The organism is Magnetococcales bacterium (assembly GCA_015231925.1).
Classification (GTDB): domain Bacteria; phylum Pseudomonadota; class Magnetococcia; order Magnetococcales; family JADGAQ01; genus JADGAQ01.
Genome location: JADGAQ010000104.1, coordinates 1 through 14,339, shown reverse-complemented (window position 1 = coordinate 14,339; position 14,339 = coordinate 1). Strand labels below are relative to the sequence as shown.

15 protein-coding genes are annotated in these 14,339 nt (G+C 62.3%); 7 read left to right on the top strand and 8 right to left on the bottom strand.

Translation table 11 applies throughout. The features are described 5' to 3' along the window. The 6 genes from HQL56_12095 to HQL56_12070 form a co-directional block, all read right to left on the bottom strand. The coding region (locus tag HQL56_12095) for a hypothetical protein (protein ID MBF0310258.1) at window positions 1-215 on the bottom strand (215 nt) is incomplete at its 3' end. A 222-nt stretch (window positions 216-437) separates the two neighbouring features. Beyond that, a complete protein-coding gene (locus HQL56_12090) occupies window positions 438-854 on the bottom strand; it encodes a hypothetical protein (protein MBF0310257.1) in 417 nt (138 codons plus the stop codon). Between the two features lie 27 nt (window positions 855-881). Further along, window positions 882-3,203 carry a hypothetical protein gene (locus tag HQL56_12085; GenBank protein MBF0310256.1) on the bottom strand — a complete coding sequence of 774 codons (2,322 nt, stop codon included), beginning with the start codon at window positions 3,201-3,203 and terminating at the stop codon, window positions 882-884. Between the two features lie 111 nt (window positions 3,204-3,314). Then, window positions 3,315-4,289, bottom strand: a complete 975-nt coding sequence (locus tag HQL56_12080) for a hypothetical protein (protein ID MBF0310255.1) — start codon at window positions 4,287-4,289, stop codon at window positions 3,315-3,317. 85 nt (window positions 4,290-4,374) lie between these two features. Further along, entirely contained in the window at window positions 4,375-6,183 is a 1,809-nt protein-coding gene (locus HQL56_12075) for a hypothetical protein (protein MBF0310254.1), read from the bottom strand. A gap of 541 nt (window positions 6,184-6,724) precedes the next feature. Then, window positions 6,725-8,212, bottom strand: coding sequence for a sigma-54-dependent Fis family transcriptional regulator (locus tag HQL56_12070; protein MBF0310253.1), 1,488 nt, complete (start codon window positions 8,210-8,212; stop codon window positions 6,725-6,727). 273 nt (window positions 8,213-8,485) lie between these two features. On the opposite strand from HQL56_12070, the gene HQL56_12065 reads away from it, so the two are divergent. Together HQL56_12065 and HQL56_12060 are read left to right on the top strand one after the other, a co-directional pair. Then, entirely contained in the window at window positions 8,486-9,187 is a 702-nt protein-coding gene (locus tag HQL56_12065; protein MBF0310252.1) for a hypothetical protein, read from the top strand. A 20-nt stretch (window positions 9,188-9,207) separates the two neighbouring features. Further along, a complete protein-coding gene (locus tag HQL56_12060) occupies window positions 9,208-9,567 on the top strand; it encodes a response regulator (GenBank protein MBF0310251.1) in 360 nt (119 codons plus the stop codon). Window positions 9,568-9,601: 34 nt separating this feature from the next. On the opposite strand, the gene HQL56_12055 is transcribed toward HQL56_12060, so the two are convergent. Then, the gene (locus HQL56_12055) at window positions 9,602-9,739 is read right to left on the bottom strand and encodes a hypothetical protein (protein MBF0310250.1); all 138 of its coding nucleotides are present in this window, start codon (window positions 9,737-9,739) and stop codon (window positions 9,602-9,604) included. A 207-nt stretch (window positions 9,740-9,946) separates the two neighbouring features. Between HQL56_12055 and HQL56_12050 the strand changes: the two genes are divergently transcribed. The 5 genes from HQL56_12050 to HQL56_12030 all read left to right on the top strand — a co-directional run bounded on the left by HQL56_12050 (window position 9,947) and on the right by HQL56_12030 (window position 12,958). Beyond that, window positions 9,947-10,204: a hypothetical protein gene (locus tag HQL56_12050; GenBank protein ID MBF0310249.1), complete on the top strand. Its 258-nt coding sequence runs from the start codon at window positions 9,947-9,949 to the stop codon at window positions 10,202-10,204. Between the two features lie 77 nt (window positions 10,205-10,281). Beyond that, window positions 10,282-10,869, top strand: coding sequence for a methyltransferase domain-containing protein (locus tag HQL56_12045; protein MBF0310248.1), 588 nt, complete (start codon window positions 10,282-10,284; stop codon window positions 10,867-10,869). A 246-nt stretch (window positions 10,870-11,115) separates the two neighbouring features. Next, a complete protein-coding gene (locus tag HQL56_12040) occupies window positions 11,116-12,171 on the top strand; it encodes a hypothetical protein (GenBank protein ID MBF0310247.1) in 1,056 nt (351 codons plus the stop codon). 147 nt (window positions 12,172-12,318) lie between these two features. Next, window positions 12,319-12,558, top strand: a complete 240-nt coding sequence (locus HQL56_12035; GenBank protein MBF0310246.1) for a hypothetical protein — start codon at window positions 12,319-12,321, stop codon at window positions 12,556-12,558. Window positions 12,559-12,568: 10 nt separating this feature from the next. After that, window positions 12,569-12,958 (top strand): hypothetical protein, encoded by a 390-nt coding sequence (locus HQL56_12030; protein MBF0310245.1) that lies wholly within the window; start codon window positions 12,569-12,571, stop codon window positions 12,956-12,958. A gap of 23 nt (window positions 12,959-12,981) precedes the next feature. Here the strand turns inward: HQL56_12030 and hypE are convergent, their stop codons facing one another. Continuing rightward, the gene (hypE, locus tag HQL56_12025; GenBank protein ID MBF0310244.1) at window positions 12,982-13,989 is read right to left on the bottom strand and encodes a hydrogenase expression/formation protein HypE; all 1,008 of its coding nucleotides are present in this window, start codon (window positions 13,987-13,989) and stop codon (window positions 12,982-12,984) included. Window positions 13,990-14,339 lie beyond the last annotated feature (350 nt).

Below are 14,339 nucleotides of genomic sequence, written 5' to 3'. Positions count from 1 at the left end.
AAGGTCGCCTGCACCTCCGCCGCAGGGTCCATCTCCGACCACCCTTTCTCCTTCCGAATCGCCTCGGCGCGACGGCTCACCCAGTCAACCTGATTGTCTTCACGTTGCTGTTGACGACGCCATTCCGGAATGACAGGTTGTGCCTCCGCACTATTTTGCAACTCTTTTTGCATGGATTGGAAGGCCTGATTGAGATTTCCTGGTTTGATAGACATTTTGTTATCCTTTGATTGATTGGGATAAGATAAAGAAACCTGATGACAATTCAGGCTTTCATTTTGACAGTAGTAAACGAGTTACAGAAAGTTCCGTCGGGCGGCGGCGCTTCTCCTTTGGGCTTCGGCCCGTTACGTCAACACCTCGGGGCGCTGCCCCGAACCTCGTCGGGGGGGATAATCCCCCCCGAACCCCCGAATGAATCCGGGGTGGCCACCCGCTCAACGGTTGTTCCAGCCTCCCGGACGCATCGGGATCATCGCTGCCCCCGGTCCGTCGTTGCGTTGCTCACGGGATCGGGAGGCCCGGGCATAATCGGCCATGTAGGGAACCATGGCCGTGCCGGTCTCCTCCTCCATCGCTTCCGCCGGTCGCGGGTTCGAGTCCATCTTCACGCCACCTTCACGCCCTTTGGGGGAGTTGTTCGGCGTGGTCGAGCGAGGAGGTGTTTCACCGCTTGTCGGCAGGGTATGAAATACCTGTCGCATGGCTTCGATGCGGGCGCTCTCCTCCAGGCCTCCGGGGGAAACACCCTGACCGAAGAAGGCCGGGAAGGGGTTGAGCGGAGCAGCGGGGTTCGTCACCGGAGGCTTGAGCGCCCCCTGTTGCAGAAGCTGAAAGAGTTGCAGCTTGTTCATGGTGATATCCTTTCGGGGTGGTTGTTATCAAAAGGTGGACCCTACCCAGCCGCCAAGACCGGAATTGACGCCGTAACCGGTTTGCGACCCTTGAGTGGGTTTCGTATTGAAAAGGATGGAACCGAGACCGCCCAATGCACCTCCTGCCAGATCGCTGTACATCTGGTTCTTCTGGAGGCTTTCCGTCAGGTCGTTCTTGTAGTTTGCCATTGCGGCGTTGTAGGCCCCGCCGGTCAGGTTGGAGTAGTCCGCTGCCGCCATGGTACCTCGTCCCCAGGTGGGCATGGATGGGGTTCCGAGGCCGGGAACAAGGCTTTGCAGGGTGCGGAGGTCACCCAAGGTCTGGGCTCGTGGCATCAGGGCTTCCTGCAAGGCCTGGGCTCGGGCCTGATTCTGCCAGGTGGCCATGTTCAGGGCTTCATTGCCCATCTGCGAACGGGCTTGCAGGGAGTTGTTGAAGGCTCGTTGCAATTCGTTTCCGCCGGTGGCGATGGCGTTGTTGCGGGCGGCGTTGTACTGGTCGTCCCACCGGGTGTTGAAGGTGTTCATTTCCCGGTTCCAGGCATCGCTGCCCAGTCCGATGCCCTGGTTGGCCAGGCGGGTATGCAGGTCGGTCAGTTCGTTGTTGCGTTGCGGGTCGAGCAGCCGTTTGTAATTGTTGAAGACCGCGTCTTCGGCGCGTTGCCGGGCCGTCTCGTCGTATCCGGCCAGAGCGGGCAGACCGGAGAAATCGAGGTTGCTTCGGGGCAGGTTGTCGGGCAGATGGAAGACATCGAACAGGCCTTGGGCCATGGCCTGGTTGTAAAGGTTTGCCACACCTTGTTGCAGATCCCGTCCGAAGGTCCACTGAGCCTGTTGCTGGGCGGCCAGTGCCGGATCGAGGGTGACGTTCCAGGTCTTGTTGGGGTCATCGACGGCCCCGCTCCAAAAGCCCTGCATGCCCGGCATGTTGTATCCGAAACGCCCCAGATTGGCATTGTAGAGGGCGGCTTCCTTGTTGAGGTCGGCTTGGGTCCGGGCCACCTGCAGGGGATCGGGGTAGTTGGGTCGGTCGGGGAGGTTGTGTTCAAGTAGTTTGTTGGTGAGGGTCGAGCCGGCCAATTGCATCAGACTGGGCCAAAAGGAGCTGCCTTTGATATCGGGGGAATCGGGTTCCGGGGCGAAGAGGTTGCCAAGGGCATTTCCAAGCGACCCTCCCAGGCCTTTACCGAGGGCGGTGAAAATACCTGTGGAACTGTCGTTGGGAGCCGGTAGGACAGGCGGCGTGGTTGTGGGTGAGGTTGTCGGATCGGGTGAAAAGATCGAGTCCCACCAATCGGTCAGCGATGCACCGGGCCTGTCTGCCGGGTCAGGGGTATCGAACCAGTTGTTCATCTCCTCCATGGTTAAGCCAGGCTTGGAGGATGAGTTCCCGGAAGAGGTATCGTTAAACGACGAGGAGAGGTTGGAGAAGTAGTCTGAAAATCCATCGAAAAGGCCCATTTTTGAAGCTCCCGTAGGTGCTGGTGGTGGAGTGGTTGAGTTGGTTGTGGTTTTTGTGGAGGTAGACGATTGGCCGACGGAGCCCAGGAAGGAACCCAGGGCTTGCCCCAATCCCCCGGAAAAGCCGCCCGCCAGCATACCCTTGGGACCATTGGTGATCAGACCGGTGGTAGCCCCGGAAGCGATGGCTCCGGCCACGGGGGAGCTGGTCATGGCGGCGAAGGGCTGTCCGACGACACCGGAAACCATGTTCCCGAGGGCGCCTCCCAGGACGCCTTGCAAAGCGCCTTTTGTGCCTCCGGTGGCATAGCCGACCCCGGCATTGATGGCCAATGAGGCCGGCAAGGAGGCCCCGGCCGTGATCACCCCCAGACCGATACTGGGAAGCGCGGGGACGATGGCATCCAGGAAACCACCCAATCCCCCTTGACGTTTCGGAGGCTTGAAAGCCTCCAGATCGATCGGTTGCCAGGCAACGCCGATGCCGCTTTGTTCCATTATCTCCCGGCTCAACTTGTCCACGGCGGGGGCGTAGCGATTGCGACCATCTTCCGTTGAGGAGTTTTCCAGGAATTGCTTGTAAGCCTCCAGATAGCCATCGATTTTCTCTTGGGGCACAACCGGGTAGTCTCCCGTGCTGTTGCGCCATGGAACCGTACCCAGAATGTATTCGGTGTTGCCGATGGCTGGATGTGTCGGGTTCAGGTATTCCAGTCTTGGGGCGTGCTCAGCGATAAACTGTTGTGCCGTGGAAAGCGGCGGGGGGGCGGGAACCTCCACGCCGATGATGTTGCCATCGGCATCACGCACGGCCCGGTCCATGGAAAAGTGTTCATCGAATTCGGGTGTGTTTCGGTAGTAAATCATTCGTGGTAGTCCCAAAAGAGGGCCATCAACAGGTAGGCGGCGAGGATGAAGGTGGCCATGATTGCACCTTTAAAGGGGATGGCTGGACCTTGCGGTCCAGCCATGAGGTGGTCAGACGTGAAGATTCATGTGCATGGCCATGGCCCGGCGCACTTCCTCTTCCAGGGTTTCGGCGGGTTCCAGGTCGGCGGTGGCGTTGGAGGGGCTTCCGCCCAGCACTTTGCCGGAGAGGGCGCCCTTGGTTCGCGAGGCGCTGCCGGCCTTTCTCAGGGCATCGGTTTCGATGCGCTTGCGGTAGGCTTCGCGGGTGGTGGGATTGGCCATTTCCGCCAGGTCGTAGGCGGTGGCCGGGTCGTGCCCGATGGAGCAGTACTTGAGGATCTCCGCCGCGTGCTGTCGGAAGTTGGGACGCACCAGCTTGCCGTCCGGTCCCTTTTCCTTGGAGGCGGCTTCAAACAGCTCGCGCCAGCGGTCCACGGCCATCTTGTAATGGGCTTTGCGTTCCATGGCTTCCCGCTGTTGCAGGTATCCCTTCAGGGCTCCCACCTCTTTCAGGAGGGCTTGCAGCCGGGGATCGGCCACCTCCCCGCCGCCGGCGTCGGGGTTGGCCTGCTCCGCTCTCCGGGTTTGGGCCGGGGAGGGTTGCGCCGAGCGGGATTCCGGCCCCGTGGGCACACCGAAGTGGCGGGCCAGGGAGCTGACGGTGTGGTGGGGATTGGTGGCGAAGGCCCCTTCCAGCATCATGGCGTTTTTCACCAACTCGTGGGGCTTCATATAGGGGAAGAAGGCGCTCGCCTGTTTCAGGGTTTCGATGGAGGGCCGATAGGGGGCCACCTCCTGTTCCCGGGCGAAGGCTTCGGCCAGCCGCTGGCGGGCGGCGGGGGAGAGCTTGCGCCACTCCTCGTCGTGGTCGGCCAGCCATGCCACGATGGGAATCTCCCCCTCGGCCACTTCGGCAGCGGCCTCCATCTCCTCGACGGGCGGCTCCTCTTCCGGATTGGCGGTGGCCTTGCCGAGCAGACCGTTCTGGGCCATGGCGGCACGGATGTCATTTTCGAGTTCGTTACGATAGGCGGATTGCGTCACTGAATTTACTCCTGGTTAGTTGAAAGTCACTGTTGATGATTAAAAGGGTTGAAGCGGTCGCGAATCGATACGTTCAGCAGATCTCCTAAATCGGTTGTGGAGGGGATACCGGCAGGCCGACCATTCCGGGGGCCGCCGGTGGACGAACGGGCATGGGCGGGGCACCCATGCCCGGCGCAACGGGCATGGGTGGGGCGCCCATACCCGGCGCAACGGGCATGGGCGGGGCCATGGGGCCCATGCCGGCGAACTGGGGAGGCATCGGGGCGGGCCGGGGCGCGGCCAACTCCGGCAGGGCTTTGGCCAGGACGCCTTCCAGCCCCTTGGCTCCCGGAAGCACGGTTGCGGCCTGTTGCAGCAGGGCGATGCCCAGTTCCCGCAAGGCCGGATCGGTGCGTATCAGGGCGGTGACTTCGGAGACCAGTTTGCCCAGGGCCTGAACGGCCTCCATTTTTTCCATGCGGTCGGCGCCCTGGAGCAGATCGAGGGTGGCGGAGGATTCGATATCGATGGCCAGATCCCGGGCGGCTTCATGGCGCAGCAGGTACAGGGCGGCGTGGATCAGGGCGGGATCTTCGTGGGTCAGGGAGAGGGCTCCGGAAAGCTCCACCAGGGAGCGATCCTCGAAGATGGTCAGGGCCAGTTCGGCCATTTTGCGGAAGACATCGACCCACTGCCGGTCCACGGCTCCCTGGCCTTCCATGGTGCGCAGGTTGCCGTAGACGGCTTGCATGCGGGTTCCGGTCGCGGTCTGTCGCGGGTCGGGACGACCCCGCATCAGGTCGGAGATGCCGGAGATTTCGTAGAGTTTGGCAATCGCCCCTTCCCGCAAGGCGATGACATGTTGCAGCGTGGTGGCCACATCGACGATGGGGAAGAACTCCACGTTGCCGCGCAGTCCCCCGTTTTGCACCCACATGGCCCAGCTGTCGACCGGCACCAGCTTGTTTTGCCGGGCCTGCAGCAGGCGGGTCAGATCCTCTTTGCACTCGGCGTTGTAGAGTCCCACCACTTTCAGGGCATCCGACAGCAGGCTGATGCGCTGCGTGTAGGTGTCGATTTCGGCGTAGAGATCCTGGCACAGCACGAAGTCGGGCACGGGGATGAGGTCGTCGAGTCCGCCGAGGCGCAGCAGGGGCATGGGGCAGGGGAAGAAACCGGCCAGATCGTAGGGGTCCTCCATGCGATCGAGGATGGAGCGACTGTTCTGCGAGAGCCAGAAGACGGTTTTGGAAGGCTTGTGCCAGATTTCCCAGATGCCCATCTTGCCGTCGATGCGATCATCCAGTCGCGAGGAGGAGCCGGACAGGGTGATGGCGTTATGCCATCCGGAGGGGCCGAAGCGTTCGTCGATGGAGTCGGCGTCCATCCAGATGCGACGGGCCACGAAGGTACACTCCTGCCAGGTGGAGGCCCGGTGATCCCAGACGAAATCGAGGGGGTGGACCCGTTCCAGCAGGATCGACTCGTCTCGCAGAATGGAGAGGGTTTCGTCTTCCAGTTGGATCTCCCGGCTGGTGGAGGCATAGCGCAGCCAGGGGATGCCCAGGCCCGAAAGCAGGAAATCGGTGATGATGCGTTGCCAGGTGTGATGGGCCTGATTCTTGTCCAGCAGTTTGGTCAGCAGCCGTTCCAGCAGGATGGAGCCGACGCGGGCCACGGGGTCGGTATCGCCGTGGTAGCGGGTGGCTTTGGGTTTGGGGATGCCCTGGAAGAAGATGGGGCGCAGGGTGAAGACCGAGGCGGCGAAGATGTTGAGAGAGGGGGCGGTGGTGGTGAGCAGCTCTTCCCGATCGTCCAGAAAGGTGGAGTTGATTTTGCGCACCCGATCCCGCCAGGGTTGCAAGGCGCTTTTGGCCTTTTCGAAGGTGGTCAGGATTTTGGATTCATCCACGGGAGGGGCGGTCGTTTCCTTGGATGAATACGGTGAGTGAAGTTTGTGGTGTGAATTATCTGTCGTCATGTCAACTCCTCAATATCGGGCTAAATTCCAACGATCGAGATGCTACATGATTTTTTATAGCCTGTGAATAAATAATTTGTAGTAGGGAAGGAATGTGGGAGAAGAAAAGTGCGGGTGCGGCGCGCGCGCCGTCGGATCAGGCGGGGCCTTTCAGGAGCGGGTCCGCAGAGTTGGGGAGATGCAGATCGTTCCCTTCGGGAATTGTTCCATCTTGATTCGGGAGTTCTGGCGGGGATAGTCCGGCTGCGTCTTGGTGGGGCGTTCAAGGATGGGGAGGATGAGTCCCTCCCCTGACCCCCTCCGGCGGTCCGAAGCATTCATCGGAATCGCATGTGGGGTTGGTAGTTGCGTTATTATGGGGTGCTTCGGACCGCTACGGCCAAAGGCCAGGTCAACACCTCGGGGCGCTGCCCCGAACCCCGCCGGGGGGGATAATCCCCCCCCGGACCCCCGTATTACTTGAAACGGATTCTCACCTCGCCGGCGCCGCTTCCCGCAATTTCAGGTGCAGTGCCTGGCGGGTGATGCCCAGCAGTCGGGCGGCTTTGACCTTGTTGCCCCCGGTTTCGTGCAGCGCCTGCCGGATCAACCGCTGTTCCAGTCGGGCGCGGGCGCTGGCCAGATCGAGACTCTCCCCGTCGCGGGGGAGGGGGGCGGCCAGGCTTTCGGCCTTGGCGGCAAAAGAGAGCCGTTGCGGCGGAATCGACTCTCCCTCCTCGACCAGGGCCAGCAGCCGCTCTACCTCATGACGCAACTGCCGCACGTTCCCCGGCCAGGAATGGTCCAGCAGAGCGGCCAGGGTGGCGGGTTGAAATCCGCCGCACCGCTTGCCGAAACGCACCATGGCCGATTCCAGGAAGAGGCGGGCCAGAGGCGCGATATCCTCCGGACGCTCCCGCAACGGCGGCACCCGCACGTCCACCGCAAAGAGCCGGTAATAAAGATCCTCGCGAAACCGCCCCAGGGCCACCAGATCCCGGAGATGGGTGGCGGAAGCGGAAAGCAGACGGAAATCGTAACGACGCAGCGTGCCGGAGCCCAGCCGGGTGCCCTCCTTTTCCTGAATGGCCCGCAGGAACTTGGCCTGCATGGCCAGGGGCAGTTCCCCTACCTCGTCGAGAAACAGAGTGCCCCCCGTGGCCTCCTCGAACCGGCCCATGCGACCGGAGACCGCGCCGCTGAAGGCGCCCTTCTCGTGGCCGAAGAATTCGCTCTCCATGAGGTTTTCGGGAATGGCGGCGCAGTTCACCGCCACGAAAGGGGCGCTGCGTCGTTCCCTCTGACCGTGAATCAGTCGCGCCACCACCTCCTTGCCGCTGCCGCTCTCCCCGTGAATGAAGACCTCCACCGGCAGCACCGACAGTTGCCGGGCCAGCTCCACCACCTGCCGGAAGGCGCGGCTTTCCGCCACCAGCCGGTCGCCGACGGGCTCCGGCTGGTTCTGCACCTGGCGATGCAACTGGCGGGCGATGTCGATGACCCCGTCGTTGAGGGTGAAGGCCTCCCGCACATAGGCCAGCAACCGACCCACCTCTTCGAGTCGGGCGGCATCGAAAGCGGTGAAGAGTGGGGAGCCGGGGCGGCGCTCCAGGCGCAGCAGCGCCAGGGGCACCCGGTTGAGCAGACCCCGCACCGTCAGCAACATTACCGGTGCGGGCGAGGTCAGGAATTGCACCCCCTCCCGTCCCAGCCACGACTCCAAAGCCATCAACTCGTCCCGGCCGGGCGCTTCCGTGGTGGACGAGCCGCTGCGGCAGACCCGCCAACGCCTCTCCCCCGAGTCTTCCAGGAGATAGACGGCAGATTTTTCCCCCTGCAACAGGGAAGGAATGACCTGGGCCAGCAGAATCGGTATCCCCAGCCGGTCCCGGGGAGACCAGGCGCGATGCAGTTTGTCCAGTTGAACCTTCAGGCGCGTGAGTTCCTGATGCCAGTTTACGGGCTCGGCGGAGGAGATCATTGTCAAGTCTCTTTTACAGTCAATGAGCGTTTCCCTATTTTGAAACCTATTGAATCTCCATATAAAAATAGACCTGACCTCCTGCAGGTGTCAAATGCGCTTTTCTATTTGGCGGCGCAGAAAAGCCTTGAACTACATGTGAACAATGTGTTTCAATGTCCCCACTGGCGTTCCAGTAAGGGAGAAGGTTCCCGGTGCCATGGATGGCACAGCCTCTGCAGTAGAGTTGACGACTCGACGCCCCGGCTTGGAACCCGTCAGTAGGAGAAAACAATGAATCGTGCAGCTTTGATCGGATGTGTGGCGGGTAGCCTCCTGGCGGGTGCGGCGGGGATTTCCGGGGAGTGTCTGGCCGACGAGGGGGGGCAGTCCACCGGGGGCAAAAACCTGGGCAAGACTGTGCGCCAGGCCCTGGGAGCAGCTTTCACCCGCAATGACGACGCCCGCGACACCGATCGGATCCGCCAGGAGCTGAAGGGTCAGGAGCAGGTGCTGCCCGCGGAGGAGCGGGAGGTGTTGCGTCGGGAGCTGGCGCGCAAGCAGATGTCCCAGGCTTTGAAACGCGCCGAAAAGGTGGTGCGGCACGAAGTGGGCGGCGCCTTGGCCTTGGGCATGGCTCAGGATGTTCCGGCCCTCTCCGTGGCCACCCGTGAATGGCATGTGCTGGGTGTGACCGTGGATCCGGTCGTGGGACGCGGCCTGATCGGTTCCAGCCGGGACGGCGCCCTGATCACCCCCCACTGGAAGCCTCTGCGGCCCACCCAGGTGGAGTTCCGCTTCAATCCCGGCAGTGAAGCCACCGCAGGCAGCGCCTTGAAGAACTTCGAGTTCTCCGGCAAGATCTCCGACCGGGGCGTGGGATTCGAATCCTCTTACCACTTCAACGAAAACCTGCAATTCAATGCCGGATTCGCCGACCGGGACGGCTCTGAGCAGGGCGGTCGCCTGATGTTGGAGTTTTCCAGGGACTTTTGATCGCCTTTCGGGGTCCGGCCATGACGCAGAAGAGTTTGCTGATCGTCGACGACAGCGCCCTGGCGCGCCTGATGCTGCGCAAGCACTGCGCCGCCTGTCGCCCGGACTGGACCATTCTGGAGGCCTGCAACGGGGAAGAGGCCCTGGAGATGATTGCCGGGGAACCGGTCACTCTGGCGCTGATCGACTTCCACATGCCGGGCATGAACGGCCTCGATCTCGCCATCCGCCTTCTGGAGCGGCAGCCCGGCCTCTCCGTCCATCTGGTCACGGCCAATATTCAGGACCGCATCCAACAGCGTGCCCGGGAATTGGGCCTGGGCTTCGTCAACAAACCCGTCTCCGAAGCCCAGATTCAGGCCCTCTTCCAGGGGCGGTGAGGGGTTATCCCCCTCTCGCCGGCGATCCGCTGCCTCAACCCTCGTCGTAGCCTTCGTCCACCTCGTTGGATATATCCAGTACACCCGCGTGAACCGGCTCCTCCAGAAAACAGCGCAGATCTTCCGGGGTGTCGAAACGTATGCCGTCATAGTAGAACCAGGAGGCTTCCATCGCGGTCTCTCCCTGTGGGTTGTTTCATTCGTTAGTGCGGATGAGAATCGATTGCGTCTACTGCTTGGACAGGATCCTTTCGAATTGGTTCCGGAAGAGATTGGCGAAAGAGGGAAATTATCGTATCGTATCCGTGCGCCGGTCGGATTGGACGGGCGAGGGTGGCAAACGATATTCGAAACCAACCGGGTAGGGGAGAGACCGACAATGTCTGTTACGGAAACATTTTGTGATACCTTTGGTAATGTATTGGTGACAGGGAATATCGTGCGCATCGAGTTGGCGAGCCTGGATCCGACCAGTTCGGATCCGAAAAATCCCAAGCTGGAGACCCGGCAGCGCCTGATCATGCCGCTGGACGGCTTTCTGCGGGCTTACGGCATGGCGCAACAGGTGGTCAACAAGATGGTGGCGGACGGGGTGATCAAACAGAATCCCCCGGCCCCGACACCCGCGAAGAATTGAGGTCGTTTCCCGGAATCGTGGAATGATCGGCAAAAGGGGGAGGGTTCGCCTCCCCCGATTTGTTCGGGGATCGGTCAATGCGCTTTCTGCATGTCGGGTGTGGTCCCGCCAGGCCGTTTACGGCGCCCTGTTTCCGGGGGGAGTGGCAGGAGGTGCGCCTGGACATCGATCCCGGCGTGCAACCCGACCTGCTGGCTTCCATCACCGACATGCGCTGTGTGGCCGACAGCGGTTTCGACGGGCTCTTCTCCTCCCACAATCTGGAGCATCTCTATCCCCATGAGGTGATCATCGCTCTGAAGGAGTTTCGCCGGGTGCTCAAACCCGACGGCTTCGCCGTGATCACCGTCCCGGATCTTCAAGCGGTGTGCGCCCAGGTGGCCGAGAACCGCCTTGCCGAAACGGCCTACCTCTCCCAGGCCGGTCCCATCGCTCCGCTCGACATGCTCTACGGTTTCCGGCCCGCCCTGGCGGCCGGCAATCTTTATATGGCTCATCGTTGCGGTTTCACCTTGTCGCTGCTGGTCGCCTCGCTTCGGGAGGCGGGTTTCCCCAGCTATTTCGGGTTGCGACGTCCCCAGGCCTTTGATCTCTGGGTTCTGGCCCACGCCTCCGCACTTTCCGACACCGCGTTGCGGGAGTTGGCCCGTCTTCACCTGCCCTGACCTGCTGTAACCTTGGTGCTACGCCCTCTGGCTGCCTTGCCAGGCCGGGATGTAATCTTTCATTGTGAATGTTTTTTAGGGCGTGTTGACATTCACCATCTTTTGGTCCCTGGCCGCGTTGCAATCCGGTTCGGAATGCTCATGTAGGCGAGCTACACTCCGCTTCCTCACCGTCTTGCGCCTTGCCAGGAACCAAAATCTGGCAAATGTCAACACGCCCTAGCGTTTTCCTTCGGAGAGTTGCCCATGTCCAATCTGTTGCCGTTGTCCCGGGCGGGAGCCCTGTCGCTGCTTGCCTTGATGTTGTCGGGTTGCATGGCGGGGGCTGCAGGCCCCATTGCCGATATCGCCTTGCGTACCGGTGCCAAACAGGCGGTCAAGTCCATGACCGGCATTGCCACCGAGGACGCCACGGCCAAACGTCCCCTGGCCGAGGCGGGCAACGCCGCCAATCTGCTGCCCGGAACCGACGCGGCCAAGGTGACGGTCAAGGGCATGGAGCATCTGGAAAAGCGACTGACCATTCCCGCCTACCGACTCAACGTGCAGACTGCGGGGACGGCCAAGGCCCTGGGCAAGCTGTGGGCCGACTCCCATTGGAGTAGCGCCATCATCGCCCTCAACAACATCGACGAGGCCCTGTTGCAACGCCTGACCGACCAGGGTTACGCCGACTTCGTCACCCGGCTGCGCAACGCCGGTTTCGAGGTGGTGGAGTATGCCGATCTGCCCATGTCGGCGGCCAAACGCAAAGCCGATGAAAACAAGCAGCCGGTGCCCTACAAGACCGATTTCGGCGGCCTCTACTCCCAAATTTACAGCCCGACGAAGATCCCCTATTTCATGCTGCCGGGGGATGCGCTGGGACCGCTGGAAGGCATGAAGGCCATCGGATCGGCCACCATTCCGGCGAATCTGGCCAGCGAGAACAAACTGGCGGCGTTGACCGTGACCATCAAGCTGCCCTTCGCCAAGACCGCGACCGACGGCATTCTGGGGGACATCAAGGCCAGTTCGGTTCTGGGGGTGGATCCGGGCAGCAGCGTCACCCAGATTACCATGGCCGCTACCTCGGGCAGCATGCAGTTCAGCCAACCGAGTGTCACCTTCGACGAGCGGCTGGAGGCGGATGCGGCTTTCGGCACCTTGCGGGACAAGGGAACCACGGCCCAGGAGCTGCTTATCGGCTCCTGGGAGGCGCGGTTCTTCTATGATGCCGTGCCCGCGGTCTACGAGGCGCTGGCCTTGGAGTCGATCAAGCGCGCCAATCAGGTCTTCGTGGAGAACCTGCGCAAGAAGTGATGTCCTGCCGGATTCCGGGGATGCCACGGTTCCCGGAATCCGCATCGGGTGACAGGTTTTCCCCCTTTTGCCGGGTCCGGACGCTTGCCAACGCGCCTTTTCTGCGATACGGTATTACCGTATTCACTCACACATCAGGAGGCAACCATGGCCATGTCGTTGCGTTTGGATCCGGTGCTGGAAATGCGCATCGCCCAGGAGGCGAAACGCCTCGGAATGACCAAGTCGGCTTTTGTGAAGGATACCCTGGAACGGGTTTTGGGATACACGAATCCGTCGGATCTGCTGGATGCGGTGCGTAGCGGCACACCGATGGGCGATCCTGACGCTTCCGAAAACGTCTCGGAAAAGGTCAAGGCCAAACTGCGTGCAAAGTATAATTATTGACGCGGGGGCGATGATCGCCCTGTTTGCCATGGATGATAAACATTTCGCCCATTTCGACACGTTGGTGAAGGAACTCTCCCGTTCCGGTCTGCGCCTGTTGACCACCTGGCCTTGTGTGGGGGAAGCGTGCCACATTCTGAACGTGCCGCAGCGGCTCGAACTGCTGCGCTGGCTGGAACTGGGCGGCGCCGTTGTCTACAGTTTCGAGATAACACACTTGCCTGACATGATTCGTCGCATGCGCAAATATTCCGAATTTGGCAAACGCGAGATGGATTTTGCCGACGCCTCTCTGGTCTGGTTGGCCGAAGAGACCGAAGTGACCGACATCCTGACCGTAAATGTGGCCGATTTCACCCGTTATCGTCTCTCCGATGGTCGTTCCTTCCATATTCTGTAGGGCCTTTTCGCCTGCTCCGGTTTTCAGCAGATGCGTGGCAGGGGATCATCCTCCAGTTCCGGCAGCAGGCGTTCCCCGCCCAGGGAGGTTTGCAGCAGAACCTGGGGAGGGCCAGCTTCCAGCACGCCGATGAGGGCGGCCTCCGGGGCTCCGGCCCCGATCCAGCGTTGTCGCGCCGTTTCGGCCTGGTCCGCCGCGACCACCGCCACCACACGACCTTCGCAGGCCAGATAGAGGGGGTCGTAGCCCAGCAGGTCGCACACCGCCTGCACCGGATCCCGGACGGGCAGATGCTCCTCCCGCAGTCGCACGCGCAGACCGCTCATATGTGCCAGTTCGTGGGCCACGGTGGCCACGCCGCCCCGGGTGGGATCCCGCATGAAGCGCAGGCCTTGCAGCGTGCGCACGGCGCGGGTGAGGGGCAGCAGACAGGCGGCGTCGGAGTGGAGGCTTCCCTTCAGGCCGAAGGCTTGCCGCGCCAGCAGGATGGCGGCGCCGTGGTCTCCGACGGGGCCGGAGACGAGAATGGCGTCGCCGGCTCGGATCGATTCCGGGTTCAGCGTCACCTCCGGGGGGCGCAGGCCCAGGCCGGTGGTGGTCAGGTAGAGTCCGCCGCCGCTGCCCCGTGGCACCACTTTGGTATCGCCCGCCACCACCTGGACGCCGGCCTCCCGGCTGGCGTGGGCCATGGTCTGCACCAGACGTTCCAGCAGGGTCTGTTCCAGCCCCTCTTCGATGATGGCGGAAACGGTGAGGTGCAGGGGGTCGCCTCCCGCGACGGCGAGGTCGTTGACGGTGCCGTGGATGGCCAGGGAGCCGATGTTGCCGCCGGGGAATTCCAGGGGTTGCACGGTGAAGGCGTCGGTGGTGAGCAACAGGGTGCCGGGGCCGTGGGGGGGCAGGGCGGCGGCGTCGAGGCGGGTGTCCAGCAGGGGGTTGCCCAGCCAACGGGCGAAGGTGTCGGCGATCAGTTCGCGCATCAGACGGCCGCCGTTGCCGTGGGCCAGGGTGATGGGGGAGGAGTTGGCCATGGTTTTCGTTCCTGTATACGGGGGTCCGGGGGGGATTATCCCCCCCGGCGGGGTCTGGGGCGGAGCCCCGGGGTTTTAGCCGTTGACGTAGCGGTCCGCAGCATGCGAAGAAAGCGCACCAACTTACCACCCGCACGATCCGGACGACCCGCTGCGGACCGCGGGGGGGCAAGGGGGGGCCTCATCCCCCCATCCTTGAACCCGACCCACGACGAAAAGCCGGGTCAACCCTCCGCATCGAGCCTCACCCTGACCAATCACCTTTCCCGAAGGGAGAGGTGGAGCGCCTCACACAACGGCGCCGGTCAACGGCGCCGGTCAACGGCGCCGGTCAACGGCGCCGGTCAACG